Source organism: Enterobacter asburiae (genome assembly GCF_008080435.1).
Lineage (GTDB): Bacteria > Pseudomonadota > Gammaproteobacteria > Enterobacterales > Enterobacteriaceae > Enterobacter > Enterobacter asburiae_C.
This window is the reverse complement of the sequence record NZ_VRKN01000005.1, coordinates 225,620-251,054: the sequence shown is the minus strand read 5'-3', so window position 1 is coordinate 251,054 and position 25,435 is coordinate 225,620. Positions and strand designations below refer to the sequence as shown.

Annotated in this window: 24 protein-coding genes, 1 pseudogene and 1 riboswitch; of the genes and pseudogenes, 18 read left to right on the top strand and 7 right to left on the bottom strand. The window is 55.9% G+C overall.

Annotation, left to right across the window (positions count from 1 at the left end; all coding sequences use genetic code 11):
- Nucleotides 1-27 precede the first annotated feature (27 nt).
- Together FU672_RS12275 and FU672_RS12270 are read left to right on the top strand one after the other, a co-directional pair.
- On the top strand, nucleotides 28-696 hold the full coding sequence (locus FU672_RS12275; protein WP_023309204.1) for a DUF1190 family protein: 669 nt from the start codon (nucleotides 28-30) through the stop codon (nucleotides 694-696).
- Nucleotides 697-698: 2 nt separating this feature from the next.
- Complete coding sequence (locus FU672_RS12270; RefSeq protein ID WP_148243432.1) at nucleotides 699-1,859, top strand: glutathionylspermidine synthase family protein; 1,161 nt, start codon at nucleotides 699-701, stop codon at nucleotides 1,857-1,859.
- Between the two features lie 82 nt (nucleotides 1,860-1,941).
- Here FU672_RS12270 and ygiD read toward each other — a convergent pair whose 3' ends face one another.
- Entirely contained in the window at nucleotides 1,942-2,730 is a 789-nt protein-coding gene (gene ygiD, locus FU672_RS12265) for a 4,5-DOPA-extradiol-dioxygenase (RefSeq protein WP_148243431.1), read from the bottom strand.
- Nucleotides 2,731-2,926: 196 nt separating this feature from the next.
- On the opposite strand from ygiD, the gene zupT reads away from it, so the two are divergent.
- The 5 genes and pseudogenes from zupT (at nucleotide 2,927) to FU672_RS12240 (ending at nucleotide 9,133) form a co-directional block, all read left to right on the top strand.
- Nucleotides 2,927-3,700, top strand: a complete 774-nt coding sequence (zupT, locus tag FU672_RS12260) for a zinc transporter ZupT (RefSeq protein ID WP_148243430.1) — start codon at nucleotides 2,927-2,929, stop codon at nucleotides 3,698-3,700.
- A gap of 475 nt (nucleotides 3,701-4,175) precedes the next feature.
- Entirely contained in the window at nucleotides 4,176-4,730 is a 555-nt protein-coding gene (locus FU672_RS12255; protein WP_148243429.1) for a fimbrial-like protein, read from the top strand.
- An 82-nt stretch (nucleotides 4,731-4,812) separates the two neighbouring features.
- Nucleotides 4,813-7,338: a fimbria/pilus outer membrane usher protein gene (locus tag FU672_RS12250; RefSeq protein WP_148243428.1), complete on the top strand. Its 2,526-nt coding sequence runs from the start codon at nucleotides 4,813-4,815 to the stop codon at nucleotides 7,336-7,338.
- Nucleotides 7,339-7,344: 6 nt separating this feature from the next.
- Nucleotides 7,345-8,090: pseudogene (locus FU672_RS12245) on the top strand (fimbrial biogenesis chaperone).
- Nucleotides 8,090-9,133: a fimbrial protein gene (locus tag FU672_RS12240; protein WP_187360804.1), complete on the top strand. Its 1,044-nt coding sequence runs from the start codon at nucleotides 8,090-8,092 to the stop codon at nucleotides 9,131-9,133. The pseudogene FU672_RS12245 and the gene FU672_RS12240 overlap by 1 nt, the downstream one beginning before the upstream one ends.
- Before the next feature lie 47 nt (nucleotides 9,134-9,180).
- Here the strand turns inward: FU672_RS12240 and ribB are convergent, their stop codons facing one another.
- Entirely contained in the window at nucleotides 9,181-9,834 is a 654-nt protein-coding gene (gene ribB, locus FU672_RS12235; RefSeq protein WP_023309208.1) for a 3,4-dihydroxy-2-butanone-4-phosphate synthase, read from the bottom strand.
- Nucleotides 9,835-9,940: 106 nt separating this feature from the next.
- Nucleotides 9,941-10,091, bottom strand: a riboswitch (FMN riboswitch).
- Nucleotides 10,092-10,211: 120 nt separating this feature from the next.
- Between ribB and ubiK the strand changes: the two genes are divergently transcribed.
- On the top strand, nucleotides 10,212-10,508 hold the full coding sequence (gene ubiK / locus FU672_RS12230; protein WP_020689465.1) for a ubiquinone biosynthesis accessory factor UbiK: 297 nt from the start codon (nucleotides 10,212-10,214) through the stop codon (nucleotides 10,506-10,508).
- Between the two features lie 77 nt (nucleotides 10,509-10,585).
- On the opposite strand, the gene hldE is transcribed toward ubiK, so the two are convergent.
- From hldE to FU672_RS12215, 3 genes are read right to left on the bottom strand one after another with little or no spacing between them, the layout of a single operon-like run.
- On the bottom strand, nucleotides 10,586-12,016 hold the full coding sequence (gene hldE / locus FU672_RS12225) for a bifunctional D-glycero-beta-D-manno-heptose-7-phosphate kinase/D-glycero-beta-D-manno-heptose 1-phosphate adenylyltransferase HldE (RefSeq protein ID WP_148243426.1): 1,431 nt from the start codon (nucleotides 12,014-12,016) through the stop codon (nucleotides 10,586-10,588).
- A 40-nt stretch (nucleotides 12,017-12,056) separates the two neighbouring features.
- Nucleotides 12,057-14,912, bottom strand: coding sequence for a bifunctional [glutamate--ammonia ligase]-adenylyl-L-tyrosine phosphorylase/[glutamate--ammonia-ligase] adenylyltransferase (gene glnE / locus FU672_RS12220; RefSeq protein WP_148243425.1), 2,856 nt, complete (start codon nucleotides 14,910-14,912; stop codon nucleotides 12,057-12,059).
- 21 nt (nucleotides 14,913-14,933) lie between these two features.
- Nucleotides 14,934-16,235, bottom strand: a complete 1,302-nt coding sequence (locus FU672_RS12215) for a CYTH domain-containing protein (RefSeq protein WP_148243424.1) — start codon at nucleotides 16,233-16,235, stop codon at nucleotides 14,934-14,936.
- 229 nt (nucleotides 16,236-16,464) lie between these two features.
- On the opposite strand from FU672_RS12215, the gene FU672_RS12210 reads away from it, so the two are divergent.
- Together FU672_RS12210 and FU672_RS12205 are read left to right on the top strand one after the other, a co-directional pair.
- On the top strand, nucleotides 16,465-17,085 hold the full coding sequence (locus tag FU672_RS12210) for a TIGR04211 family SH3 domain-containing protein (protein ID WP_024906484.1): 621 nt from the start codon (nucleotides 16,465-16,467) through the stop codon (nucleotides 17,083-17,085).
- 60 nt (nucleotides 17,086-17,145) lie between these two features.
- The gene (locus FU672_RS12205; protein WP_148243423.1) at nucleotides 17,146-18,387 is read left to right on the top strand and encodes a multifunctional CCA addition/repair protein; all 1,242 of its coding nucleotides are present in this window, start codon (nucleotides 17,146-17,148) and stop codon (nucleotides 18,385-18,387) included.
- A 10-nt stretch (nucleotides 18,388-18,397) separates the two neighbouring features.
- Here FU672_RS12205 and bacA read toward each other — a convergent pair whose 3' ends face one another.
- Together bacA and folB are read right to left on the bottom strand one after the other, a co-directional pair.
- Nucleotides 18,398-19,219 (bottom strand): undecaprenyl-diphosphate phosphatase, encoded by an 822-nt coding sequence (bacA, locus tag FU672_RS12200; RefSeq protein WP_148243422.1) that lies wholly within the window; start codon nucleotides 19,217-19,219, stop codon nucleotides 18,398-18,400.
- 105 nt (nucleotides 19,220-19,324) lie between these two features.
- The gene (gene folB / locus FU672_RS12195; RefSeq protein WP_023333447.1) at nucleotides 19,325-19,693 is read right to left on the bottom strand and encodes a bifunctional dihydroneopterin aldolase/7,8-dihydroneopterin epimerase; all 369 of its coding nucleotides are present in this window, start codon (nucleotides 19,691-19,693) and stop codon (nucleotides 19,325-19,327) included.
- A 107-nt stretch (nucleotides 19,694-19,800) separates the two neighbouring features.
- Here folB and plsY point away from each other — a divergent pair, with 107 nt between their 5' ends.
- The 8 genes from plsY (at nucleotide 19,801) to FU672_RS12155 (ending at nucleotide 25,432) form a co-directional block, all read left to right on the top strand.
- Nucleotides 19,801-20,421 carry a glycerol-3-phosphate 1-O-acyltransferase PlsY gene (plsY, locus tag FU672_RS12190; protein ID WP_148243421.1) on the top strand — a complete coding sequence of 207 codons (621 nt, stop codon included), beginning with the start codon at nucleotides 19,801-19,803 and terminating at the stop codon, nucleotides 20,419-20,421.
- Between the two features lie 152 nt (nucleotides 20,422-20,573).
- Nucleotides 20,574-21,401, top strand: a complete 828-nt coding sequence (locus tag FU672_RS12185; protein ID WP_148243420.1) for an urease accessory protein UreD — start codon at nucleotides 20,574-20,576, stop codon at nucleotides 21,399-21,401.
- 10 nt (nucleotides 21,402-21,411) lie between these two features.
- The gene (locus tag FU672_RS12180) at nucleotides 21,412-21,714 is read left to right on the top strand and encodes an urease subunit gamma (protein ID WP_003862556.1); all 303 of its coding nucleotides are present in this window, start codon (nucleotides 21,412-21,414) and stop codon (nucleotides 21,712-21,714) included.
- Nucleotides 21,715-21,724: 10 nt separating this feature from the next.
- Nucleotides 21,725-22,039, top strand: coding sequence for an urease subunit beta (locus FU672_RS12175; RefSeq protein WP_148243419.1), 315 nt, complete (start codon nucleotides 21,725-21,727; stop codon nucleotides 22,037-22,039).
- Nucleotides 22,032-23,735 (top strand): urease subunit alpha, encoded by a 1,704-nt coding sequence (ureC, locus tag FU672_RS12170; RefSeq protein WP_148243418.1) that lies wholly within the window; start codon nucleotides 22,032-22,034, stop codon nucleotides 23,733-23,735. Before FU672_RS12175 ends, ureC begins: the two co-directional genes overlap by 8 nt.
- A gap of 9 nt (nucleotides 23,736-23,744) precedes the next feature.
- Nucleotides 23,745-24,209: an urease accessory protein UreE gene (gene ureE / locus FU672_RS12165; protein WP_148243551.1), complete on the top strand. Its 465-nt coding sequence runs from the start codon at nucleotides 23,745-23,747 to the stop codon at nucleotides 24,207-24,209.
- A gap of 9 nt (nucleotides 24,210-24,218) precedes the next feature.
- A complete protein-coding gene (locus FU672_RS12160) occupies nucleotides 24,219-24,758 on the top strand; it encodes a HupE/UreJ family protein (RefSeq protein ID WP_148243417.1) in 540 nt (179 codons plus the stop codon).
- Nucleotides 24,758-25,432 carry an urease accessory protein UreF gene (locus FU672_RS12155; RefSeq protein WP_148243416.1) on the top strand — a complete coding sequence of 225 codons (675 nt, stop codon included), beginning with the start codon at nucleotides 24,758-24,760 and terminating at the stop codon, nucleotides 25,430-25,432. Before FU672_RS12160 ends, FU672_RS12155 begins: the two co-directional genes overlap by 1 nt.
- The last annotated feature ends 3 nt before the right edge of the window (nucleotides 25,433-25,435 follow it).

Sequence of the window (25,435 nt, the reverse complement as noted above, 5' to 3'; positions counted from 1 at the left end):
ATTCCCCCTGGGTCCTGGAAGACAAAGATGAAACGGACAAAATCTATAAATCACGCTTCGTTCCGCAAGAGCTGGAACGCGCGTCACCTCACCCCTGTTGCACTGGCGGTCACGGCTGTCTTTATGCTGGCAGGCTGTGAGAAAAACGACGAAACGGTTTCGCTGTATCAAAACGCGGACGACTGCTCTGCCGCAACCGGCAAAGCGGCAGAATGTAAGACTGCCTACACGAGCGCGCTGAAAGAAGCGGAACGTACTGCACCGAAATATGCCTCACGCGAAGACTGCGTGGCGGAGTTTGGTGAAGGTCAGTGCCAGCAGGCACCGGCTCAGGCAGGCACCGCACCTGAAAATCAGGCGCAGGCGCAGTCCAGCGGCAGTTTTTGGATGCCATTAATGGCAGGCTATATGATGGGCCGTCTGATGGGCGGCGGTGCGGGCTACCAGCAGCAACCGCTGTTTAGCTCGAAAAACCCGGCCAGCCCGGCCTACGGTCAATATACCGATGCCAGCGGCAAAGGTTACGGCGCAGCGACCCCAGGCCGCACCGTGACCGTACCGAAAACGGCGATGGCGCCGAAGCCCGCAACGACCAGCACCATCACCCGCGGCGGGTTTGGTGAATCGGTGGCGAAGCAGACCAGCATGCAGCGCAGTGCGACAGGCACCTCCTCTACTCGCTCAATGGGCGGCTGATCATGGAACGAGTCAGTATCACCGAGCGCCCGGACTGGCGCGAGAAAGCCACCGAGTATGGTTTTAACTTCCACACCATGTACGGCGAGCCGTACTGGTGTGAAGACGCCTATTACACGCTCACACTGGCCGAGGTTGAAAAACTGGAAGAGGTGACGGCCGAGCTGCACCAGATGTGCCTTAAGGTTGTGGAAAAGGTCATCGACAGCGACGAGTTGATGGCCAGGTTCCGCATTCCGAAGCACACCTGGGGCTTTGTGCGTCAGTCGTGGAAAACGCATCAACCCTCGCTTTACTCTCGCCTGGATCTGGCATGGGATGGCAAAGGTGAACCGAAGCTTCTGGAAAACAACGCCGATACACCAACCTCTCTGTATGAAGCAGCGTTCTTCCAGTGGATTTGGCTGGAAGACCAGGTCAATGCCGGAAACCTGCCGGAAGGCAGCGACCAGTTCAACAGCCTGCAGGAAAAGCTGATTGAGCGTTTTGCCGAGCTGCGCGAACAGCATGGCTTCAACCTGCTGCATCTCGCCTGCTGCCGTGACACAGAAGAAGACCGGGGCACGGTTCAGTATCTGCAGGACTGCGCCGCCGAAGCGGAAGTGGCGACCGAGTTCCTCTACATCGAGGATATCGGTCTGGGTGAAAAAGGTCAGTTTACGGATATGCAGGACCAGGTGATCAGCAACCTGTTCAAGCTCTACCCGTGGGAATATATGCTGCGCGAGATGTTCTCCACCAAGCTGGAAGATGCTGGCGTGCGCTGGCTGGAACCGGCATGGAAGAGCATTATCTCTAACAAAGCCCTACTGCCGATGCTCTGGGAGATGTTCCCGAACCATCCGAACCTGCTGCCCGCGTATTTTGCGGAAGATGATCATCCGCAAATGGAGAAATACGTCGTTAAGCCGATCTTCTCCCGCGAAGGCGCAAACGTCTCGATTATCGAAAACGGTAAGACGCTGGAAGCGGTTGAAGGGCCGTACGGCGAAGAAGGGATGATCGTCCAGGAATTCTATCAACTGCCGAAATTTGGCGACAGCTATACGCTGATTGGCAGCTGGCTCATCAACGATCGGCCTGCCGGGATTGGTATTCGCGAAGATCGCGCGCTGATCACCCAGGATCTGTCACGGTTCTATCCGCATATTTTTGTCGAATAAGATTTGCCCGGTGGCGCTACGCTTACCGGGCCTACGCTCGACATGTAGGCCGGGTAAGGCGAAGCCGCCACCCGGCATGTTTTTACCCAATCTGCACCGACAGCATACTCAGACTACCCATCTCAATACCGTCGACCGGGATCGTAACCGGCTCCTGACCATCCCACGCGCCAAGAACGTACAGCAGCGGCAGGAAGTGTTCCGGCGTTGGATTAGAGAGCGAACCGCCTTCGTGATCCAGATAGTTCACTAATGGATGCTCCTCAACCGGGCCTTGCCAGGTCAGGTTCGCTTTGACATAGTCGTTAAAAGAGGTCGCCCACGGATATGGCGTGTTCTCACCGTGCCAGCGCGCCGTACGCAGGTTGTGCACCACGTTGCCACTCGCCACCAGCATGATGCCTTCATCACGCAGGGTTGCCAGCTTACGGCCCATCTCCAGATGCCAGGCGGCCGGTTTGGTGCTGTCGATGCTCAACTGCACCATCGGGATATCCGCATCAGGATACATTTTGATCAGCACGCCCCAGGAGCCATGGTCAAAACCCCAGGCTTCTTTATCCAGCGCAACCGGTACAGGTGCCAGCAAATCTACCAGCTTTTGTGCCAGTTCAGGCGAACCGGGGGCCGGATAATGCATGTCGTACAGCGCCTGCGGGAAGCCGCCAAAATCATGAATGGTTTTTGGCGCTTCCATGGCGGTCACGCCCGTCCCACGGGTAAACCAGTGCGCAGACACCACCACGATCGCTTTCGGACGCGGCAACGTCTCACCCAGATGACGCCAGGAACGTGTATAGACGTTGTCTTCCAGAACGTTCATAGGGCTACCGTGGCCTAAAAACAGGGCTGGCATACGGGAAGAAGTCATGGTGATATCCTTACAGAAGGTGTCAATTTAATGGTGCTACATTACGCGTAATCTGGCAAAGATGAACGCAGATAAGCGTGAAGATCATCATCAGGAAATTTGAATGTAAGGAATGTGTAAAGCCGGGATTCCCCCCTCCCTTTGCCAGAAATGAATCATTTATATTAATGAGAATCATTATCATAAGGAGCAATGCATGTCAGTCCCCTTGATCCTGACCATACTGGCGGGCGCCGCGACCTTTATCGGTGCGATCCTCGGCGTGCTTGGCCAAAAGCCGTCTAACCGCGTGCTGGCCTTCTCACTGGGCTTTGCCGCCGGGATTATGCTGCTCATCTCATTAATGGAGATGCTCCCCGCCGCACTGGGTACCGAGGGCATGTCGCCGATGCTGGGTTATGGCATGTTCATCTTCGGCCTGCTGGGCTACTTTGCGCTTGACCGCCTGCTGCCTCACGCCCATCCGCAGGATCTGATGCAGAAAAACGTGGCTCCCATGCCGCGCAATATTAAACGTACCGCGATTTTGCTGACGCTCGGGATTAGCCTGCATAACTTCCCTGAGGGTGTAGCGACCTATGTAACGGCCAGCAGCAATCTTGAGATGGGGTTGGGTATCGCTCTGGCAGTGGCTTTGCACAATATTCCAGAAGGACTGGCCGTCGCCGGACCCGTGTACGCGGCAACGGGCTCAAAACGTACCGCCATATTCTGGGCAGGCATTTCAGGGATGGCTGAAATCCTCGGTGGCGTGCTGGCGTGGTTGATTCTCGGCAGCCTGGTTTCCCCTGTCGTCATGGCCGCGATTATGGCTGCAGTTGCCGGAATTATGGTTGCGCTATCGGTAGATGAACTCATGCCCCTGGCGAAAGAGATCGACCCGAACAATAACCCAAGCTACGGCGTGCTGTGCGGGATGTCGGTAATGGGGTTGAGTCTGGTGTTACTCCAGACGGCGGGAATAGGCTGACAGGATATACACCTTTGGGGCGATGCTTCAAAGGTGTAAGTTTTTATGTCAAGGATCATGCCTATTGAGAAGCGAATAATATGCAACACTGATTATTTTAATTGTTACTGCGTAAAATATACTTACATATAAGTAAAATTATATTTACCGTCACTTGCTCCTGAAGAAAAATAATAACACCCTTCCTTAAACGGCAAACAGCGAAAAAACATTCCAGCAAACAACTTTCAGAAAATACTTACTTCACGCGTTCATTATTTCATCACCCCACCCTAATTCATCACCTGAATAAATAACAACAATTTTAATAAACACTCCGTTTAGTATAACTAAAAGGAACTTTGTTTGTTCTGCATGATAACGTTCTTTCCGCAATACATATTGACGAAGAGTGATCTTCTCATATCGCGCGACTTATCAGTCTGCGTGATGATTCTGGCAAGCAAATTTTTAATATCGTAAAGGATTATATTCCATGTTGAATAAAACACTGTTAGCTGTTGTCACTACCGCTCTGATGTCTGGCGCCGCGTTCAACGCCTCTGCTGCAGACGCTGGCCACGGTAAAATTGCGTTTGAAGGCATTGTTATCACCGCGCCATGCTCTATCGCACCGGGCGATGAAAACCAGACCGTCAATCTCGGTGAAGTGGCTGACTCCGCACTGAATGGTGGTAAAAACTCACTGCCGGTTGATGTGCAGATTCACCTGCAGGATTGCACCCTGACAGATGGAACGAACACCATCACAAAAGCCAACGTGACGTTCACTTCTGCCAACGCAGATGCAACCACTAACCTGCTGAAAAACACCGCGGAAGGTAACTACGGCGGCGCCACGAACGTGGGTGTCCGTCTGCTGACTGAAGGCCGCGAAAACGTGGTCATGGGTGTTAAACAACCGGTTGATCTGGTGGCGGATAATTCTTATCAGGTGCTGAATTTCAAAGCACGCATGGAATCCCCAACCATGACAGCAACCGCCGGTAACGTCACCACGGATGTTAACTACGTACTGAGCTACGAGTAATCAATTAGATAGTGATAATTGAATGATTCAAGCCGATGAGGGAATCATCGGCTTTTGAATTTTTATTAAAAAAAGGGATTGTATGCGTAACATTCAAAGATCTCATTTCAATAAATTATCCCTTTTCATTAAAAAAACGCTGCACCCGGTTCTGCTCACCGCGATGGTCATCTCCCCGGTCCATGCGGTTCAATTTAACACCGATATGATCGATGCAGAAGATAAAACCAATATCGACCTCACCCAGTTTGAGAAGAAGGGTTTCATTCCCGTAGGACAATATATCGCGCGCGTCGAAATCAATAAAAAAAAATTACCTGACAGCTGGTCTTTTGAATGGATCAAAGCGGATAACGAAAGCGGCTCTGAAGTTTGCCTGACGAAAGAGGACTTAACGACGTTTGGTTTCGCCGACGAGTTTATCCAGCAACTGCATACTATTAATAAGCAGGGGTGTCTTGCGCTCTCCGACAAACCTGAACTGGTGATTCACCTCGACAGAGCTGAGATGGTGGTCTCCATTACCGCCCCGCAGGCGTGGATGAAATACCAGGCAAAAAACTGGACACCTCCCGAATTCTGGGACAACGGGGTCGCCGGTTTCATTTTCGATTACAACGTCTACGCCAGCCAGTACGATCCTGACAGCGGCGAAAAAAGCCAGGATCTCAGCTCTTACGGCACACTGGGTTTTAACCTCGGCGCATGGCGTTTACGTTCAGATTATCAGTACGATCACGCTTACGAAGACGGTAAGTCTATGGGGAGCAACAGCAGCCTGGACCGCACTTATCTTTTCAGGCCGATCCCCTCACTCTCATCAAAACTCATCGTAGGGCAGTACGATCTGAATTCCGATATTTTTGATACGTTTCACTTTACCGGGGCGTCTCTGGAAAGTGACGACAATATGTTGCCGCCGGATTTACAGGGTTATGCGCCGCAAATAACCGGCATTGCGCAAACCAACGCAAAAGTGACCGTCACCCAAAACGGACGCATGGTCTATCAAACCACCGTCGCGCCAGGGCCTTTCAATATTACGGATATTGGCGACACCTTCCAGGGTCAACTGGATGTGACGGTGGAAGAAGAAGACGGGCGTAAAAGTACCTTTCAGGTAGGCGCCTCATCGATTCCTTTTCTCACGCGTAAAGGGCAATTACGTTACAAAACATCCACCGGGAAACCCACGTCTGTGGGTCACACGGATGTGAACAACCCCCTGTTCTGGACGGGTGAGTTCTCATTCGGCTGGACGGGGAATACCTCCCTGTATGGCGGGGCCTTACTCACTGCCGATGATTATCAGGCGGCCACGACCGGTCTGGGCTTTAACATGAACAGTTTTGGTTCGCTTTCCTTTGACGTGACGCGCGCAGATGCAACGCTGCACAATGAAGACAAAAATGAAAAGCAGAGCGGCTATAGCTACCGTGTTAACTATGCCAAGCGTTTTGAATCAACAGGGAGCCAGTTAACGTTCGCGGGGTATCGTTTCTCAGATAAAGAATACGTCACCATGAGTGAATATCTGACGGCCCGCAGCGGGGATGACTCAACCAGTAACGAGAAAGAGAGCTATGTCCTCTCCTTCAACCAGTATCTTGATTCACTGTCGCTGAATGCGTATATCAACCTGACACGCAATACCTACTGGGACGACAGTGCCAGCACCAATTACACCTTTTCACTGAGTCGAAACATTGATATTGGGAATTTCAGAGGCATTTCGGCCTCATTATCGGTAGGTAAAACCCAGTGGGATGATCAAGACGAAACGCAATACTATCTCTCGTTCACCGTTCCACTGGAACAAAGCCGCAACCTCTCCTACAGCATGCAGAAAAACGGCAGTGATAGCATGTCACAAACGTTGTCTTACTATGACTCCTCTGACCGAAACAACACCTGGAATATTTCTGCATCGGGTGATGAAAGCGACTTCCGCAAGGCTGAGCCTGCAGTACGCGGGAACTATCAGCACTACTCGCCTTATGGCCGCCTGAACATTAACGGTAGCGTTCAGCCTAATGCCTATAACTCCGTTACTGCTGGCTGGAACGGGTCATTCACGGCCACACGCTACGGTATGGCGCTGCACGATTACAGCAGCGGTAATAACTCACGCATGATGGTGGATGCCGAGGGCATCGCGGGCGTTCCCCTTAGCGATAACAGGACGGTAACGAATGCCATGGGAATTGCCGTCACCAATTCGGTGAGCGACTACACAACGTCTACGGTGCGCGTAGAAAGTAATAAATTGCCCGATGGCGTCGACATTAATAATTCCGTCGTGAATACCACTCTTACGGAAGGGGCCATTGGTTACGCCAGGCTTAATGCAACGAAAGGGTATCAGATCCTGGCCGTTATCCGACTGGCTGATGGCCGCTCTCCTCCTTTAGGCGTCAATGTCATTGATATCGCCAGCGGAAGAAACGTGGGTTTAGTGGCTGAAGACGGGTATGTCTATCTCAGCGGTCTTCAGGAAAACAGCAAGCTACGTCTGACCTGGGACAAAAATAGCTGTGAGATATCACCGCCAAACCAAAGTAATGCCGACGGTAAATCCATTATTTTGCCATGTGAAACAGCACATTAATTCAGGATGAATAAAATGAAACCAACATTGTTATTAAAAGGGATTGTCGCTCTTCTCGGCGCGTGCTCGGTAGCCCATGCAACAGTGTCCCCGGACAGGACGCGTATTATCTTTAACGAAACGGATAAGAGCGTGTCGATAAAATTGACGAACCAAAGTAAAACGACGCCTTATCTGGCACAGTCCTGGATCGAAGATAAAGAGGGCCGTAAAACGCGCGAATATATGACGCCACTTCCCCCTTTAATCCGTCTCGATGCAGAGGAACAAAGCCAAATTCGCCTGATGGGCCAGCAAAGCCTTGCCCAGCTGCCGGCGGACAGAGAATCACTTTTTATTACAACATGCGGGAGATCCCGCCGCGCTCAACGCAAAAAAATATCATGCAAATTGCCATGCAAAGCCGCCTCAAGGTGTTCTGGCGTCCTAAAGCTATTGTGCTAAAAGAGGGCCAGGCCATTCCAATGGATAAGGTGGAGGTTTCTCGCACTGCGACGGGCGTGATGATAAAAAATGGTACCCCGTATCACATCACCATTGGTTACATTGGCATTGACGGAAAAACGTTATTGCAGGGCGCAAAAGGATTTATGGTTGATCCCTTTTCTCAAACCCAGTCAGAGATAAAAAACCTCCCGGAGAAGTTCCAGATTGGCTACATCGGCGATTACGGTGGTTTAAACAACTTCAGAATCAGCTGTACCTCGGTACAGCCGGTGTGCCATAGCGAATCAGTGAAGAAGGGGTCATAATGAAAAATATTGTTTCGTTATCATGCTTATTGTTGCTGTTATGCTCATTTTCCTCCTGGGCGGTAGACTGTTATCAAAATACTAAAGGTGGGGCATTATCTTACACCGCCAACTTACCCAGCTTTACGGTTCCGTCAAATGCGGTAATTGGAAGTAAAATATGGGAAAGCTCTGACGTCAACATTACGGTTTATTGTGATAATGCGGCGGGCTGGACCAAAACTAATCAAACAGAAGATATTTTTGCCTGGATAAAACTCTCGGCCGTGAATAACGCTGACGTGTTAAATAATCCCTATTTTACCTTCGGCGTAACCTATAATGGCGCGGACCATGAGATGATCGATGAAGGGATTGATACCGGCGCCTGTCTGGATAAATTCGAACAATACTACGATGGCATCTGGCATGATCCGGTCTGTAATGGTTCAACATTACAGAAAGACATCACGTTCCCTTCCCGTTTTCGTTTATATGTCAAACTCAAAGCTTTCCCCACCGATCCTGACACCGTTTATGATTTCGGCAGCATCAACGTCCTGCAATTTGATGGTGAGGGTGGAGCCAACCTTGTAAAAAATGCAAAAAACCTGCGTTACAATATCGACGGTCTCGACCACGTTCATTTCCTGGACTGCAGCGTGGACATACAAATATTCCCGGAAAACCAGACGGTTGATTTTGGCCAAGTCAATAATATCGACGTAAGAACACAGAAAGCGCCCTTTAGCGTGTCGACAATACGCGATGCCACGGCAGCATGCTCACAGCAGTTTGATGTCACCATGAGTTTTAACACTGACGATCTGTATGACACCAGCCATGTCGATATGGGAAACGGTTTACTCATGCAGATCCGCGACGAAACGTTAGGGGAAGATCTATTAATGAACACCTATTACCCCTTTGCAACGTATTACCCGAACGGGGGAGCCTCGACGGTCACCCATAATTACATGGCCAGGCTAACCAAAAATCCCAACCGGGAAATTGACGTTGGCCCATTCAGTAAAGATGTGGTGCTGAAGATAAACTATCAGTGATTAAAAATAAAAAGCCGGGTTTCCCCGGCTTTTTCACATCAGCGTTTTCAGCTGGCTTTGCGCTCGTGCGCCTGGCGATATTCCACCAAATCTTCAATCGTTACCACCGGCATATTGTGCAGACGGGCAAAGGTGATGCACTCCGGCGCGCGCGCCATGGTGCCGTCATCGTTAGTCAGTTCACACAGTACGCCCGCAGGTTTGAAGCCTGCCAGCGTCACCAGGTCGATGGTCGCTTCGGTGTGGCCGCCGCGGGTCAACACGCCGCCCGCCTGCGCACGCAGTGGGAAGACGTGGCCAGGACGATGCAGATCGGATGGCTTCGCACCATCAGCAATGGCTGCACGCACGGTGGTCAGACGGTCAGCCGCAGACACACCGGTGGTCACACCGTGCGCCGCTTCAATAGTCACGGTAAAGCCGGTACCAAAGGCGCTGGTGTTGTTTTCGACCATCATCGGCAGGTCGAGCTGCTTACGGCGGTCTTCATTAATACACAGGCATACGATGCCGCTGCCGTGACGGATGGTCAGCGCCATCTGTTCAACGGTCATGTTCTCGGCGGCGAAAATCATGTCGCCTTCGTTTTCACGGTTTTCATCGTCAAGCACCATCACACCGCGGCCTTCGCGCAGTGCATCCAGTGCATGTTCAACACGTTGAGTTGAAGTGCCAAAAGAGGAAAGTAGCGTCTGATTCATGGTAAAAAAACCTCATTAACATTATGGTTACCAGAATCAGGGCAGTCTTAGGAGCGCCGTATAAGCGGCAAAAAGATAACGTGAGCGGGCCCAAGCCCGACTGGATCGTTACTCTCTCCCATCCGGACTCTAACCGTCGGCCCCGGAATTACACCGGATCTGCTGACCTTTGAGTTTTCACCCAAAGCGCTCGCGGGCTTTCAGCATGACGCTGATTTACCGCCGGTGGGGAATTTCGCCCCGCCCTGAGAATAAGCGAGATAACTATAACGCTATTGATTATCCTGGGCAATGCATAAGCTTCAAACAATTTTGTTTAACCCACGGCATGACGCGCTACAATAGGCACTAACACCTTTTCATCAAGGGAAACGACAATGATTGACCCAAAGAAAATTGAGCAAATTGCGCGTCAGGTTCATGAATCCATGCCAAAAGGCATTCGTGAATTTGGTGATGACGTAGAAAAGAAAATCCGCCAGACGCTGCAGGCGCAGTTGGTTCGCCTTGATTTAGTCAGCCGCGAAGAGTTTGACGTGCAGACCCAGGTTCTGCTGCGCACCCGCGAGAAGCTGGCGCTGCTGGAACAGCGTCTGACCGAGCTGGAAAACCGTAATACGCCGGAAGAGGTGAAGCCGGCACCGGCTATTCCACCGGTGGACGACCAGGAGTAAGTGCGGCCTGATGCCCTCACCCCAGCCCTCTCCCACAGGGAGAGGGTGAAAAACGAACGGGCCAACTGGCCCGTTTTTTACTGACTGTCTTTCTGGATTTTCTTGATGATGTTGGTGGTTGAGCACCCGTCCTCAAAATTGAGCACCATCACCTCGCCGCCGTTGGCCCAGACCTCTTCGCTACCCGCGATTTGCTCCGGTTTATAATCCCCGCCTTTTACCAGCAGGTCCGGCAGAATGCCGGCAATCAGGCGCTGCGGGGTATCTTCTTCAAACGACACCACCCAGTCCACCGCTTCCAGCGCGCCAAGCACAATCATGCGCTGTTCCAGCGGGTTAACCGGACGCGTTTCACCCTTCAGGCGCTTCGTCGACGCATCGCTGTTTACCGCCACAATCAGGCGATCGCCCAGCTTGCGTGCATTCGCCAGATACGAAACGTGGCCCGCGTGCAGGATGTCAAACACACCGTTGGTCATCACCACTTTTTCACCACGCTTGCGCGCGGCGGCGACGGCCACTTTAAGCTCGTCTTCGGTCATAACGCCAAAACCGGTATCCGCACGGCCGCGCACCGCGTTTTCCAGCTCGATTGGCGAAACGGTTGACGTACCGAGCTTACCGACGACCACACCCGCCGCGGCGTTAGCGAAGTAGCACGCTTCTTCAAGGGAATTCCCCGCCGCCAGCGTCGCCGCCAGCACGCCGATCACCGTATCACCGGCACCGGTCACGTCGTACACTTCCTGCGCCTGGGTTGGCATATGCAGCGGCGGTTTTCCCGGCTGCAGCAGCGTCATCCCCTGCTCGGAGCGGGTCACCAGCAGCGCGGACAGCTCAAAGTCAGCAATGATCTTCATACCGCGCTCAACCAGTTCTTCCTCGGTTTTGCACTTGCCCGCCACCGCTTCAAACTCAGAAAGGTTTGGCGTCAGCAGCGTCGCGCCGCGATAGCGCTCAAAGTCGGTGCCTTTCGGGTCGATCAGCACCGGTACGTTGGCTTTACGCGCCAGCTGAATCATCGTTTGCACGCTCGCCAGCGCGCCTTTCGCATAGTCGGACAGCACCAGCGCGCCGATATTGCCCAGCGCCTGGTTGATACGCTCGTGCAGCGGCTCAGGATCAACGCCTTCGAACCCTTCTTCAAAGTCGAGGCGGATCAGCTGCTGGTTGCGCGACAGCACGCGCAGTTTCGTAATCGTTGGGTGGGTCGGAACAGAAACGAAATCGCACTTCACGTTCACGTCCGCCAGCGACTTGCTCAGCGCACGCGCTGCGTCGTCGATGCCGGTCAGGCCTACCAGACGCGAGTGCGCGCCCAGAGAGGCAATGTTCATCGCCACGTTTGCCGCGCCGCCAGGACGCTCTTCAATGGTGTCGACCTTAACCACCGGTACCGGCGCTTCCGGAGAGATGCGGCTGGTCGGCCCATACCAGTAGCGATCCAGCATCACATCACCGACAACCATAACTCCAGCACGTTCAAACTCTGGCAGTGTTACTTTCATTCCTGACTCCAGAAAGATTCACAATTTGCGCGCGATAATATCACACTTGTTTTGTTACGCACGGTTCCACCAGCCATTTCTGCCAGCTTGCCGTCACCTGCGCGCGCTCTGCGGCAAAACAGTCCAGCGCCACGTGGCCCGGCTCTTCCTGCAACGCCAGATGATGAAGCGCATCGCGCAGCGTGGTATAGGCGCGGGTTAAGGCCTGCGCCTCCTGCTCGTCCATAATGTCGTTTTGCGCCAGCAGTTCCAGAATGCGCACGTTATCGGACCAGCGCGTCAGCTTCGGCTTATCGTGGGCGTGGAGCAGCACCAGATACTGGGTAATAAACTCAATATCGGTGATCCCGCCCTCGTCGGCTTTAATATCAAAGCGATCGCGATGTTTATTCCCCAGATGTGCGCGCATCTTTTCACGCATTTCACGCACTTCGGTCTGCAGCGTACTGCCGTCGCGCACGGTGGTCATAACCTCCTTCCGGATGACGTCAAACTGCGTTTTGAGCTGCGGATCGCCATACACCACGCGAGCGCGCACCAGCGCCTGATGCTCCCACGTCCAGGCTTCATTCTTCTGGTAATCGGCGAAGGAGTCCGTTGAGGTCACCAGCATGCCCGCCGCGCCGGACGGACGCAGGCGCGCATCCACTTCATACAAAATGCCCGACGAGGTGCGGGTACTGAACAGGTGCATGATGCGCTGCGCCAGGCGCAGATAGAACTGACGCCCGTCAATCTCACGCTCGCCGTCGGTCATCACGTCAACCGGGCAATCGTGCAGGAAGATTAAATCCAGATCGGAGCTATAGCCCAGCTCCCAGCCACCGAGCTTGCCGTACCCCACGACCGCGAAGCCGCGTCCTTCACGATCGGCCAGGTGTTTCGGCTGGCCGTAGCGCGCCACCATCTGCACCCACGCCTGATGCACCACCGCATCGATGATCGCTTCAGCCAGCCAGGTTAAGTGATCGCTCACTTTCATCACCGGCAGCGTTCCGGCGATATCCGCCGCCGCCACGCGCAGCATCTGCGCCTGCTTAAACTGACGCAGCGCTTCAAGCTGCTGCTCTTCATCTTCTTCCGGCACGCGCAGCAAATACTGACGCAGCTCGTCCCGGTAGGCATCCGTCGCCGTCGGCTGATACAGCGTGTTCGGGTCGAGCAGCTCGTCCAGCAGCAGCGGGTAGCGCGCCAGCTTGTTGGCCACCATCGGCGACGCGGCGCAGAGCGTAATCAGGTGTTTCAGCGCGCCAGGGAACTCGCTCAGGAGTTCAAGGTAGGTGGTACGCGTGATAATCCCGCTCAGCAGCGGCATCATCCGCGACAGCGGTACCGGCGCATCCGCCCGCGAGCAGACCTCGCTCAGCAGGTGCGGCATCAGGTGATCGAGTACCTGACGACCGCGCGGGCCGATGGCGCGTTTGTTCAGCTCAAGACGGAAATCAGCGATCAGCGCCACCACGCGATGGCGCGCGTCGTCGGTTAAGTGCGTCAGCACCGGCGTGGTATCGTCTTCCTGAAGCGCGTCCTGCCACAGCTCGCGCCAGTGCTCGGAAAGCGCATCGTCCTGCGATTCACTTTCGTCATCACCAATCAGGTCGTTAAAGATGCGGCGAACGCCTGCCATATGGGCATCCAGCCGTTCGGTCAACGTTGACCAGTCGTCCACGCGCATGCCCCAGGCCAGACGCGCCCGGTTAAGGTCATCGCCCGGCAGGGTCTGGGTCTGTTCGTCGTTGATGCTTTGCAGCAGGTTTTCCAGACGGCGCAGGAACAGATAGGCCTCGCGCAGGGTTTGCGCGTCGCCATCCGGCAACAGGTGCAGCTGATCAATGGCGCTCAGCGTCGGCAACAGCGAGCGGGACTGCAGCGAGGGCTCACGGCCGCCGCGAATAAGCTGGAAGACCTGAACGATAAATTCGATTTCGCGAATACCGCCCGCGCCGAGCTTGATGTTGTCCTTCAGACCACGACGGCGGACTTCGCGGGCAATCATCCCTTTCATATTACGCAGTGACTGGATCACGCTGAAGTCGATATAGCGACGGAACACGAACGGGCGCAGCATGGCACGCAGCTCGTTGGCGTAAGCGTCGTCGCTGTCGCCCATGATCCGCGCTTTGACCATCGCGTAACGCTCCCAGTCGCGCCCCTGCTCCTGGTAATAATCTTCCAGTGCGGCAAAGCTCAGCACCAGCGGTCCGCTGTCGCCAAACGGACGCAGGCGCATGTCCACACGGTAAACAAAACCGTCTTGCGTGGGTTGATCCAGCGCCTTAATCAAACGCTGACCGAGCCGGGTAAAGAACTGGGCGTTGTCCAGCTCGCGACGGCCGCCGCGCGTGGATCCGTTCTCGGGCCAGGCAAAAATCAGGTCGATATCGGAGGAGAAGTTCAGCTCGCAGCCGCCCAGCTTGCCCATCCCCAGAATCAATAGCGGCTGAGGAACCCCTTCCTCACTGCACGGCGTGCCCCACTCTTTACAGCAGGCGGCGTAGAGCCAGTCGCGCGCGGCGACAATCAGCGTCTGCGCCAGCTCGCTTAACTGCTGCAGCGTGCTCTCTTCGCTCACCCGCTCCAGCGCCTGAGCCCAGGCAATACGCACCATCACCCGACGGCGGAACTGGCGCAGGACGCGCATCAGCGTGGCTTCATCCGCAACGTCTTCGAGTGCGGTTTGCAGCCAGCCAGCATAGCGTCGCCACTCGTCCGCCTGCGGCGGTGCGTTCTCAAGCTCCGCCAGCCAGTCCGGGTTGGCGGTGATACTTTCCTGCACAAAATCACTGAAGGCGAGCACGCTCTTTGCCTGCTCGCTTAACGATGACGCCGGTAATGACTCAGGCAGACGTTCGCAAACGGTCTGCCACTGCTGCTGTAAGGCTGAAGAAAGCGGCATTATAGGGGTTCCTTGCCAGAGTTAACGTTTTCCGCTGTGCAGCCAGAACGGCTCCTGCGAAATGGCCTCGTTACGGAAATGCTCAATCTCAATATGCTGACGGGTTTCAATGGCATGCTTCAGCCCCTGCCAGTTCTCCAGCCAGGCCTGCGCTTTGACGCCATCATAGGCACCAGACAGCAGCAACATGCTGTCGATATTGCGCGAAAGACGGGGAAGCTGATCGCCATACTGGTCACCCAGGGGATACGCAAAGGTAGTCTTCAGCTCAGCAGCATGACGGGAAAGGTGAATATCCGCGAAACGCTTAAAGTTCTCCGCGATTTTGGTCTCTGCTTTCGCATCCAGGAAGGCGCGCCAGCCGCGCGTCACCAGAAACTCGGTCAGCGCCAGTTTTGCCGCAGCGGTTTGCGGGCTGTAGATCGCCGTTTGCGCCGATACGTCGGAGAGCATCAGCGTTTCGGTTTGCGTCAGCAGGTCACGTAAGTGAGCGCTCGCTTTGCGAGGAACAATACCGCCGAAGAGCGCCAGGGTATGGCGCACCAGGGCAATGGCCGCCAGCACGTGGGATTTCGCGTTTTTCACATTTCGCACCCACAGCTCTTCGTGGTACTGCCACTGAGAAAGCGCCAGCTCCAGCGCGGCTTCCAGACCCTGTTCAATGCTGGCTTTCGGCGCAACGTGCAGGATGGTCGTCTCTTTCAGCACGCGCGGCGCATTGCCGGCGGCCAGATGGTAACCCCGTGCGGCTTTACTCAGGCTTCCCTGACGTAATCCGGACTGGTTCACCAGCCTGCGTGCCAGCTTCAACACGTCATTCGCGTCTCCTTCCAGCAGTTCAAGCTCCAGTTCGCAAATCGGTTCCTGGAACTCACCCGCCTTCACTTCCCCCAAATCGAGGGCGATTTCGATGCGGCTTTTGCCTTCCGTCACCAGCCATTTCTCGCGCCAGAAATCGGTGCTGAACAGCGGCTGTACCTGTTCTGCCAGCGTGGAAGGCAGCTCGCCTTCCGGCCAGACTTCCGCCGGGAAACGTTCCAGCTCAAGTTCTGGCTTGCTGATGTCGATATTGTATTCCGGGCGCTGATGTAAACCGCCGACCACGCGGCCGGCAATTTTCATCGTCATCTCATAGCAACCGCTCGCACCGCGGATGCGCAGCCCCATATCGTGGCGGCGCAGCCAGTTGTCAGGTGTTTCGTAATAGATATTAAGCAGTTGTACCGGTGCATGGTGTTCGCCGGAAAGCGTATGCAGATGCTGGCGGAGTGCGTCAACGCTGTCTTTTTCGACGATAAACTTTAATTCGATTTCTTGTGCCATAGCCTTGTACTTTTGCGTGCGTCACAGACGCGTCAATGAGGGCGAACTTCCTCGCCATTTGTTTGTCAGTACATAGTATTTTGCGCCAAATTGCCATGCAATGAGCAATTTGTCGGGCGTAAATCTGTAGAGTCGTGACACAGATGATTCTGATTGCTGACGAATGCTTTGCGTAGAGACACTGTTGCCACTACTATCGTTCCACTATTTATGAAAATAACGACTAATAATGCTTAAATTACGCCTGATTGGACTTACTTTACTCGCTTTTAGCGCCGCAACCGCAGTGCACGCTGAAGAGAAGCGTTACGTTTCTGACGAACTGAACACCTGGGTACGCAGTGGCCCCGGAGATAATTATCGCCTCGTGGGTACGGTGAATGCCGGCGAGGAAGTCACCCTGTTACAGACTAACGCGGATACCAACTACGGCCAGGTGCGCGACAGTACCGGTCGTACGTCCTGGATCCCGCTGAAAGAGCTAAGCACCGTGCCTAGCCTGCGCACGCGCGTGCCGGATCTGGAAAACCAGGTGAAGACCCTGACCGACAAGCTGAACAACATCGACGGCACCTGGAACCAGCGCACCGCTGAAATGCAGCAGAAAGTGGCGCAAAGCGACGGTGTGATTAACGGTCTGAAAGAAGAGAACCAGAAACTGAAAAACGAGCTGATTGTCGCGCAGAAGAAAGTGAATGCCGCCAATCTGCAGCTCGACGACAAGCAGCGCACCATTATCATGCAGTGGTTTATGTATGGCGGCGGCGTGCTGGGCGTGGGTCTGGTACTGGGTCTGGTTCTGCCACATCTGATCCCAAGCCGTAAGCGTAAAGACCGCTGGATGAACTAATTCGTCTTCTCTGCCAGACTTACGTATCATTCTGGAAAAGAGAAAACGGGAGAGTTGGGCGTGAAGAGTTATCTGGTCGGTGGTGCGGTACGTGATGCGTTGTTAGGTCTGCCGGTCAAAGATAAAGACTGGGTGGTGGTTGGCGCCACCCCTGAAGAGATGCTCAACGCGGGCTACCAGCAGGTAGGCCGCGATTTTCCCGTGTTCCTGCACCCGAAAAGCCGCGAAGAGTATGCCCTGGCGCGTACCGAGCGGAAATCGGGTTCGGGCTATACGGGCTTCACCTGCTATGCCGCGCCGGACGTCACGCTGGAGCAAGATCTCCTGCGCCGCGATCTCACCATCAACGCGCTGGCGCAGGACGAACACGGGCAGATCGTTGACGCTTATGGCGGTCAGGACGATCTGCGCAACCGTCTTTTACGTCACGTTTCCCCGGCGTTTTCTGAAGATCCGCTTCGTGTGCTGCGCGTGGCGCGCTTTGCCGCGCGTTACGCCCATCTCAGTTTCCGTATTGCCGACGAGACAATGGCGCTGATGACCGCCATGACCGAGGCGGGCGAGCTTGAACACCTGACGCCAGAGCGCGTCTGGAAAGAGACGGAAAATGCCCTCACCACGCGCAACCCGCAGGTCTTTTTCCAGGTCCTGCGCGACTGCGGCGCGCTGAAAGTGCTGTTCCCGGAAATAGACGCGCTGTTTGGTGTACCTGCCCCGGCAAAATGGCACCCGGAAATTGATACCGGCGTACACACGCTGATGACGCTCAGCATGGCGGCCATGCTGAGCCCTGACGTGGACGTGCGCTTTTCCACCCTGTGCCACGATCTCGGCAAAGGCTTAACGCCAAAAGAATTCTGGCCTCGCCACCACGGGCACGGCCCGGCAGGGGTGAAGCTGGTCGAGGAACTGTGCCAGCGTCTGCGCGTGCCGAACGAGATCCGCGATCTGGCGAAACTGGTGGCCGAGTTCCACGATCTGATCCACACCTTCCCCATCCTGAAACCGGCCACCATCGTTAAGCTTTTCGATAACATCGACGCCTGGCGCAAACCTCAGCGCGTGGAGCAAATCGCGCTCACCAGCGAAGCTGACGTGCGCGGTCGTACCGGGTTTGAAGCATGCGATTACCCGCAGGGGCGTTTACTGCGTAAAGCCTGGGACGTCGCGAAAGCGGTGCCCACGAAGGACGTTGTCGAAGCGGGATTCAAAGGACCAGAGATTCGGGAAGAACTCACGAAACGGCGGATTCAGGCGGTGTCGGACTGGAAGGAAAAGCATTGCCCTCAGCCGAAAGACTGAGGGCAATCGGTCAGAAGAAGACCACGTACACCGCAGCCGCCACGATAAAGCGATAGATCGCGAACGGAATAAACGAGATACGCTTAATCAACTGCAGGAAGGTTTTAATGGCAATCAGCGCCACGATAAAGGCGGTGATGAAGCCGACGGCGAACATCGGAATATCGCCAGCCGTCAGGAAGTGATAGCTCTTATAGACGTCGAGTACCGTGGCACCCATCATCATCGGCACCGCCAGCAGGAACGAGAACTCTGACGCGGCGTAACGGCTTACGCCCATCAGCATCCCGCCAGAAATCGTTGCGCCTGAACGCGAGAAGCCCGGCCACAGCGCCAGACACTGGAAGCAACCAATGATAAACGCCTGACGATACGTCATATCGTCCACACCTTCCGCGCGCGGCGTTTTTGGCTTCAGCACTTCCGCGGCGATCAGCAGGAAACCGCCCACCACCAGCGCGTACATCACGTTAATCGGATTAAACAGAGATTTGATGGCGTCGTGGAAAACCAGGCCCAGCACCACCGCGGGGATCATCCCGAGCAGAATATGGATCAGTGACAGACGACCTTTACCGGCCCCCTCGTGCTGAGGCGGACGGCCAAAATGGATGCCGATCAGGCCAAACAGGCGACGCCAGAACATCACGACCACCGCCAGAATAGACCCCAGTTGGATAACTACTTCAAACGTTTTTGCGGTATCCCCTTCAAAGCCCAGCAGATGGCCAACGATAATCATATGGCCAGTACTGGAAACCGGCAAAAACTCCGTCAATCCTTCGACCACACCCAGTATTGCCGCCACCAGCAGCGAGTGCATATCGCTCATCTATAAACCCCTAAAAAGATATAAAAAAACGGTGTCCCATACGGACAACCGATAAGATACAGTCTTGAGACCGGTATAACCTAAATTGGTTTAGCAATTATGACGTTAATTCTTGCCTTTCAGATTTGTGCCACGCTCGATAATGACGCCAACATTGGCGGCACGCGCCACCGCTCCCGGTTTGCTCAGCTTGATGCGCACCCATGGTGAGTTGAATTTTTTCAGCAGCAATTCTGCGACTTCTTCAGCCACCCGTTCGACCAACGCAAAACGCTGCCCTTCAACGTGGGCGATGACCGTTTCACTGATGTCGGCATAGCTCAGACAGTCGTTCACGTCATCGCTTTTTGCCGATTTGCGGTTATCCCAGCCCATTTCGATATCGAACACCAGTTTCTGCTCGATGGTCTGTTCCCAGTCGTAAACACCAATTGTGGTGATTACCGAAAGTTGCTCTATAAATACTATATCCATCACGACCTGCCTGCTTTTTGGCTAAACCGGATACCACTTCCGGCGAATTATGCGTATTATCCACAGATGCTGAGAATACAGATACATTTTCAAAACGGAACAGCGTTATGAGTGCAATCGCGCCTGGAATGATCCTCCTCGCCTATCTTTGCGGCTCAATCTCCAGCGCCATTCTGGTCTGCCGCATTGCCGGGTTACCTGACCCGCGTGAAAATGGTTCCGGGAATCCGGGGGCGACCAACGTACTACGAATTGGTGGCAAGGGAGCAGCCGTAGCGGTTTTGATTTTTGATGTTCTGAAAGGGATGCTACCCGTCTGGGGCGCCTATGCGCTGGGCGTCACGCCGTTCTGGCTGGGGCTCATTGCTATTGCTGCCTGCGTCGGCCACATCTGGCCCGTATTCTTCAGCTTTAAAGGCGGCAAAGGTGTGGCTACCGCCTTTGGTGCCATTGCGCCCATCGGCTGGGACTTAACCGGCGTCATGGCCGGGACCTGGCTACTGACTATTCTTCTGAGCGGCTATTCGTCGCTGGGAGCCATCGTCAGCGCGCTGATCGCCCCGTTCTACGTCTGGTGGTTCAAGCCCCAGTTCACCTTCCCGGTGTCGATGCTCTCCTGTCTTATCCTGCTGCGTCATCACGACAATATCCAGCGCCTGTGGCGTCGTCAGGAGACCAAAATCTGGACGAAGCTCAAGAGGAAGAAAAAAGACGCGCCGAAGGGTTAGTTATACCTTGATGTAGATGCGAAGGACTTTCGCTAGTCTCACAAACCGGCTCACATGAGCCGTTTTTTTATCCATAAGCGACTCATATGACAGGCTTCATTTCCGCCAGGGCATACTGAAACGTATCCCGATGGTGTGGAAATGGATGCAGCATGTTAGCAGCTCAGGTCACTGATAATACGTATAAAGGCTGGCAGGCGTCGCTTGCCCTGCAGTTTTGTCACACCCCTGAGAAAACCCTCCTGCACTCCGCCCACCACGTCGGGCCGCTCACCGTTCAACGTCCGTTTTACCCCGAAGGGGAAACCTGCCACCTTTACCTGCTGCACCCGCCCGGCGGGATTGTTGGCGGCGATACGCTGGACATTACCGTTCGGCTGGACGCCAAAAGCCACGCGCTTATCACCATGCCCGGCGCCAGCAAGTTCTATCGCAGCAGCGGTCCGCAGGCTCGTCTGAGCCAGCATTTTTACCTCGATGAAAATTCCACGCTGGAGTGGCTGCCGCAGGACAGCATCATTTTTCCCGGCGCGAACGCCGCGCTGCGTTCCGTCTTCCACCTGAAGGCCTCCAGCACGTTGCTGGCGTGGGAGCTGTACTGCCTGGGGCGCCCGGTGATCGGTGAGACCTTCAGCCACGGCACGCTGGAGAGCCGCCTTGAAATCTGGGTTGAAGACGAACCGCGCCTGATTGAGCGTCAGCATATTAGCGACGGCGATCTCACGCCCGTTGCCGGATATCCGTGGCTCGGCACGCTGCTGTTCTATCCGGCCCGGGAAGAACATCTCGACACGGTGCGCGAACTGCTCGCACCGCTGGAACGCTTTGCGGGCGCAACGCTCACTGACGATCTGCTGTCGGTACGTTTTCTCTCCCACGACAACCTGATTTGCCAGCGGGCGATGCGCGACATCTGGCAGACGCTTCGCCCGCTTTTAACCCTTAAAACCGCCTGCTCGCCGCGTATCTGGCAGACATAAGAGAAACGTTATGGAACTGACCCCCAGAGAAAAAGACAAGCTGTTGCTGTTCACCGCCGCGCTGGTTGCCGAACGCCGCCTTGCGCGCGGGGTAAAGCTCAATTATCCGGAATCGGTCGCGCTGATCAGCGCCTTTATTATGGAAGGCGCGCGCGATGGCGAAACCGTTGCCTCATTGATGGAAGCGGGTCGCCACGTCCTGACGCGCGACCAGGTGATGGAAGGCGTGCCGGAGATGATCCCGGATATTCAGGTGGAAGCCACCTTCCCGGACGGTTCCAAGCTCGTCACCGTCCACAACCCGATCGTCTAAGGAGCGCGTGATGATCCCAGGTGAATATCAGATCCAGCCCGGAAACATTGCCCTCAACCTCGGGCGTGAAACCCAAAGCGTGGTTGTCGAAAACCACGGCGACAGGCCGATCCAGGTCGGATCGCACTACCACTTTTACGAGGTCAACCCGGCGCTGAAGTTTGATCGGGAAGCCACCAAAGGCTACCGACTGAACATCCCGGCGGGTACCGCCGTGCGCTTTGAGCCCGGCCAGAAGCGGGAAGTGACGTTGGTTCAGGTCACGGGTGCGCAGCGCATTGTCGGTTTTCGCGGCGAGGTAATGGGCGAGGTGAAACATGGCTGACATTTCACGCCGGGCGTATGCCGATATGTTCGGCCCCACCACCGGCGATAAAGTACGGCTGGCCGACAGCGAGCTGTGGATCGAAATGGAAGACGATCTCACGATCTACGGCGAAGAGGTCAAATTCGGCGGCGGGAAGGTGATCCGCGACGGCATGGGTCAGGGGCAGATGACCGCTGACGGCTGCGTGGATCTGGTTCTCACCAATGCGCTGATCGTCGATCACTGGGGGATCGTGAAAGCCGATATCGGCGTCAAGAACGGACGGATCTTTGCCGTCGGCAAAGCCGGGAACCCGGACATTCAGCCCGGTGTGACGATCCCCATTGGCGCGGCAACGGAAGTGATTGCCGCCGAGGGGAAGATCGTCACCGCTGGCGGGATCGACACCCACATCCACTGGATCTGCCCGCAGCAGGCGGAAGAGGCGCTGGTCTCCGGCGTCACCACCATGATCGGCGGCGGCACGGGACCGGCGGCGGGCACCAACGCCACCACCTGCACACCGGGGCCGTGGTATATCGCCCGCATGCTGCAGGCTGCCGATACGCTGCCGGTGAATATCGGCCTGCTCGGCAAAGGTAACGGCTCCAACCCGGATGCCCTGCGCGAGCAGATTGCCGCGGGTGCTATCGGGCTGAAAATTCACGAAGACTGGGGCGCGACGCCTGCGGCGATTAACTGCTCGCTGGAAGTCGCTGACGAGATGGATATTCAGGTGGCGCTGCACAGCGACACGCTGAACGAATCCGGATTTGTCGAAGACACGCTGGCGGCCATCGCAGGGCGCACTATCCATACCTTCCACACCGAAGGCGCGGGCGGCGGCCATGCGCCGGATATCATCACCGCCTGCGCGCACCCGAATATTCTGCCCTCCTCCACCAACCCGACGCTGCCCTACACGGTCAATACCATCGACGAGCATCTCGACATGCTGATGGTTTGTCACCACCTCGACCCGGATATCGCCGAGGACGTGGCGTTTGCCGAATCACGCATTCGGCGGGAAACCATCGCCGCCGAAGACGTGCTGCACGACATCGGCGCGTTCTCGCTCACGTCGTCAGACTCACAGGCCATGGGTCGCGTCGGGGAAGTGATTATCCGCACCTGGCAGGTGGCGCACCGCATGAAGGTCCAGCGCGGCGCGCTGGCGGAAGAGACGGGTGATAACGACAACTTCCGCGTGAAGCGTTATGTCGCCAAATACACCATTAACCCGGCGCTCACCCACGGCATCGCCCATGAAGTGGGTTCAATTGAGGCGGGCAAGCTGGCGGATCTGGTGGTCTGGTCCCCGGCGTTCTTTGGCGTCAAACCCGCCACCATCGTCAAAGGCGGGATGATCGCCTGTGCGCCAATGGGCGATATCAACGCCTCTATCCCTACGCCGCAGCCGGTGCATTACCGCCCGATGTTTGGCGCGCTGGGTGCCGCACGCCACGCGACGCGCCTGACGTTTATCTCGCAGGCCGCCAGTGCGAACGGCATCCCGCAGCAGCTCAACCTGCAAAGCGCTACCGCGGTGGTGAAAGGCTGCCGGACGGTGAAAAAGGCGGACATGATCCACAACGGCCTGCAGCCGAATATCACCGTTGATTCGCAAACCTACGAGGTGCGCGTCGACGGTGAACTGATAACCAGCGAACCGGCTGACGTTCTGCCGATGGCGCAACGCTATTTCCTGTTTTGAGGAGTGATGATGATCTATTTAACCCAACGCCTGGACCACGCGCATCCGATTACCGCCAGCGTCACGCTGCCGATTGACGTGCGGGTGAAAAGCCGCGCCCGTGTAGCGCTGAACGACGGCCGCGAAGCCGGGCTGATGCTGCCGCGCGGCCTGCTGCTGCGCGGTGGCGACCTGCTGACCACCGACGACGGTAGCGAGGTCATCGAGGTCATCGCCGCCCCAGAGTCGGTTTCCGTGGTGCATTGCGCCGATCCGTTCCTGCTCGCTCGCGCCTGCTACCACCTGGGCAACCGTCACGTGCCGCTGCAGATCATGCCAGGCGAACTGCGCTATCACCACGACCACGTTCTCGACGACATGCTGCGCCAGTTCGGGCTTGAGGTGACGTTCGCCAGCCTGCCGTTTGAGCCGGAAGCGGGCGCTTACACCAGCGATGCCCACAGCCATAGCCACGCTCACGCACATTCACATTAAGGATTCATCATGCGCAAGTTACTCCCCCTTGTACTGCTGGCTTTTTCCGTTCCCGCGCTCGCGCATCCCGGCCACGGCGCCGACAGCTTTCAGGCCGGTTTTTTCCACCCGCTGACCGGGCTCGATCACCTGCTGATGCTGGCGGGCGCAGGCGTGCTCTCGGCGCTGAGCGGTCGCAAACTCCTGCTGCCGTTTGCCACCCTCGGAATGATGCTTGTCGGTGCCATTGCGGGCAGCCTGCTCGGCGGTTTCAGCGGCATGGAGATGCTGATTATCGCCTCGCTGGCGGTCTGTGGCGTGATGATGTTTAAAACTGAAAACCGTCTGCTGCTGGCGGTGCCTGCCCTGGCGATGTTCCACGGCTGGGCGCATGGCGTGGAGATGTCGGGCCACAGCTTCTGGCTGTTCACCAGCGGCTTTATGTTCGCCAGCGCCACGGTGCTGTGCGCCAGTTTCGCCGCGGGGCTGCTGCTGCGCCGTCACGATGGCCTGCGTAAAACCTTCGGCGGCGGTCTGATTGTCTCCGCCCTGCTGGCGCTGATGAGCTAATGGAGCACTCCCGCCAGTGGCTGCGCCTGATGCAGCTCTCCAGCAGCAGCCTGCCGGTCGGGTCGTTTACCTGGTCGCAGGGGCTGGAGTGGGCCGTTGAAGCAGGCTGGGTCACCAACGCCGACGCGTTCAAACGCTGGCAAATCCAGCAGATGGAGCAGAGCTTTTTCTGCGTCGACCTGCCGCTGTTTATTCGTCTGTATCAGGCCTGTACGCAGAGCGATCTGGCGACGGCCAAACGCTGGACGTCCTGGCTGCTCGCCTGTCGGGAAACACGCGAGCTGCGTGAAGAGGAGCGCAACCGTGGGGCGGCCTTTACGCGACTGATTAAGAGCTGGGAACCTGACTGTCCGCCCGAATGGCTGCCGCTGTTTATGCAAAGCCAGCTCTGCGGCATGGCGTGGCTCGGCGTGCGCTGGGGCATTGGCGCGCGCGAGCTGGCGCTGAGCCTCGGCTACAGCTGGATGGAGAGTGCGGTGATGGCGGGCGTCAAGCTGGTACCCTTCGGACAGCAGGCAGCTCAGCAGCTGATTATCGAACTGAGCGATCACTACGCCGCTGGTTTTGAACAGGCATTTTTACGTCGCGACGACGCGCTGGGGGCAGCAACGCCGCTGTCCGCCATCGCCTCCGCGCGCCACGAAACCCAATATTCACGACTATTCCGTTCCTGAGGA

What these genes read in the sequence shown, in the direction of transcription:
- FU672_RS12275 (WP_023309204.1), top strand. Translation starts at nt 28, where the DNA reads ATGAAACGGACAAAATCTATAAATCACGCTTCGTTCCGCAAGAGCTGG.
- FU672_RS12270 (WP_148243432.1), top strand. Translation starts at nt 699, where the DNA reads ATGGAACGAGTCAGTATCACCGAGCGCCCGGACTGGCGCGAGAAAGCC.
- ygiD (WP_148243431.1), bottom strand. Translation starts at nt 2,730, where the DNA reads ATGACTTCTTCCCGTATGCCAGCCCTGTTTTTAGGCCACGGTAGCCCT.
- zupT (WP_148243430.1), top strand. Translation starts at nt 2,927, where the DNA reads ATGTCAGTCCCCTTGATCCTGACCATACTGGCGGGCGCCGCGACCTTT.
- FU672_RS12255 (WP_148243429.1), top strand. Translation starts at nt 4,176, where the DNA reads ATGTTGAATAAAACACTGTTAGCTGTTGTCACTACCGCTCTGATGTCT.
- FU672_RS12250 (WP_148243428.1), top strand. Translation starts at nt 4,813, where the DNA reads ATGCGTAACATTCAAAGATCTCATTTCAATAAATTATCCCTTTTCATT.
- FU672_RS12240 (WP_187360804.1), top strand. Translation starts at nt 8,090, where the DNA reads ATGAAAAATATTGTTTCGTTATCATGCTTATTGTTGCTGTTATGCTCA.
- ribB (WP_023309208.1), bottom strand. Translation starts at nt 9,834, where the DNA reads ATGAATCAGACGCTACTTTCCTCTTTTGGCACTTCAACTCAACGTGTT.
- ubiK (WP_020689465.1), top strand. Translation starts at nt 10,212, where the DNA reads ATGATTGACCCAAAGAAAATTGAGCAAATTGCGCGTCAGGTTCATGAA.
- hldE (WP_148243426.1), bottom strand. Translation starts at nt 12,016, where the DNA reads ATGAAAGTAACACTGCCAGAGTTTGAACGTGCTGGAGTTATGGTTGTC.
- glnE (WP_148243425.1), bottom strand. Translation starts at nt 14,912, where the DNA reads ATGCCGCTTTCTTCAGCCTTACAGCAGCAGTGGCAGACCGTTTGCGAA.
- FU672_RS12215 (WP_148243424.1), bottom strand. Translation starts at nt 16,235, where the DNA reads ATGGCACAAGAAATCGAATTAAAGTTTATCGTCGAAAAAGACAGCGTT.
- FU672_RS12210 (WP_024906484.1), top strand. Translation starts at nt 16,465, where the DNA reads ATGCTTAAATTACGCCTGATTGGACTTACTTTACTCGCTTTTAGCGCC.
- bacA (WP_148243422.1), bottom strand. Translation starts at nt 19,219, where the DNA reads ATGAGCGATATGCACTCGCTGCTGGTGGCGGCAATACTGGGTGTGGTC.
- folB (WP_023333447.1), bottom strand. Translation starts at nt 19,693, where the DNA reads ATGGATATAGTATTTATAGAGCAACTTTCGGTAATCACCACAATTGGT.
- plsY (WP_148243421.1), top strand. Translation starts at nt 19,801, where the DNA reads ATGAGTGCAATCGCGCCTGGAATGATCCTCCTCGCCTATCTTTGCGGC.
- FU672_RS12185 (WP_148243420.1), top strand. Translation starts at nt 20,574, where the DNA reads ATGTTAGCAGCTCAGGTCACTGATAATACGTATAAAGGCTGGCAGGCG.
- FU672_RS12180 (WP_003862556.1), top strand. Translation starts at nt 21,412, where the DNA reads ATGGAACTGACCCCCAGAGAAAAAGACAAGCTGTTGCTGTTCACCGCC.
- FU672_RS12175 (WP_148243419.1), top strand. Translation starts at nt 21,725, where the DNA reads ATGATCCCAGGTGAATATCAGATCCAGCCCGGAAACATTGCCCTCAAC.
- ureC (WP_148243418.1), top strand. Translation starts at nt 22,032, where the DNA reads ATGGCTGACATTTCACGCCGGGCGTATGCCGATATGTTCGGCCCCACC.
- ureE (WP_148243551.1), top strand. Translation starts at nt 23,745, where the DNA reads ATGATCTATTTAACCCAACGCCTGGACCACGCGCATCCGATTACCGCC.
- FU672_RS12160 (WP_148243417.1), top strand. Translation starts at nt 24,219, where the DNA reads ATGCGCAAGTTACTCCCCCTTGTACTGCTGGCTTTTTCCGTTCCCGCG.
- FU672_RS12155 (WP_148243416.1), top strand. Translation starts at nt 24,758, where the DNA reads ATGGAGCACTCCCGCCAGTGGCTGCGCCTGATGCAGCTCTCCAGCAGC.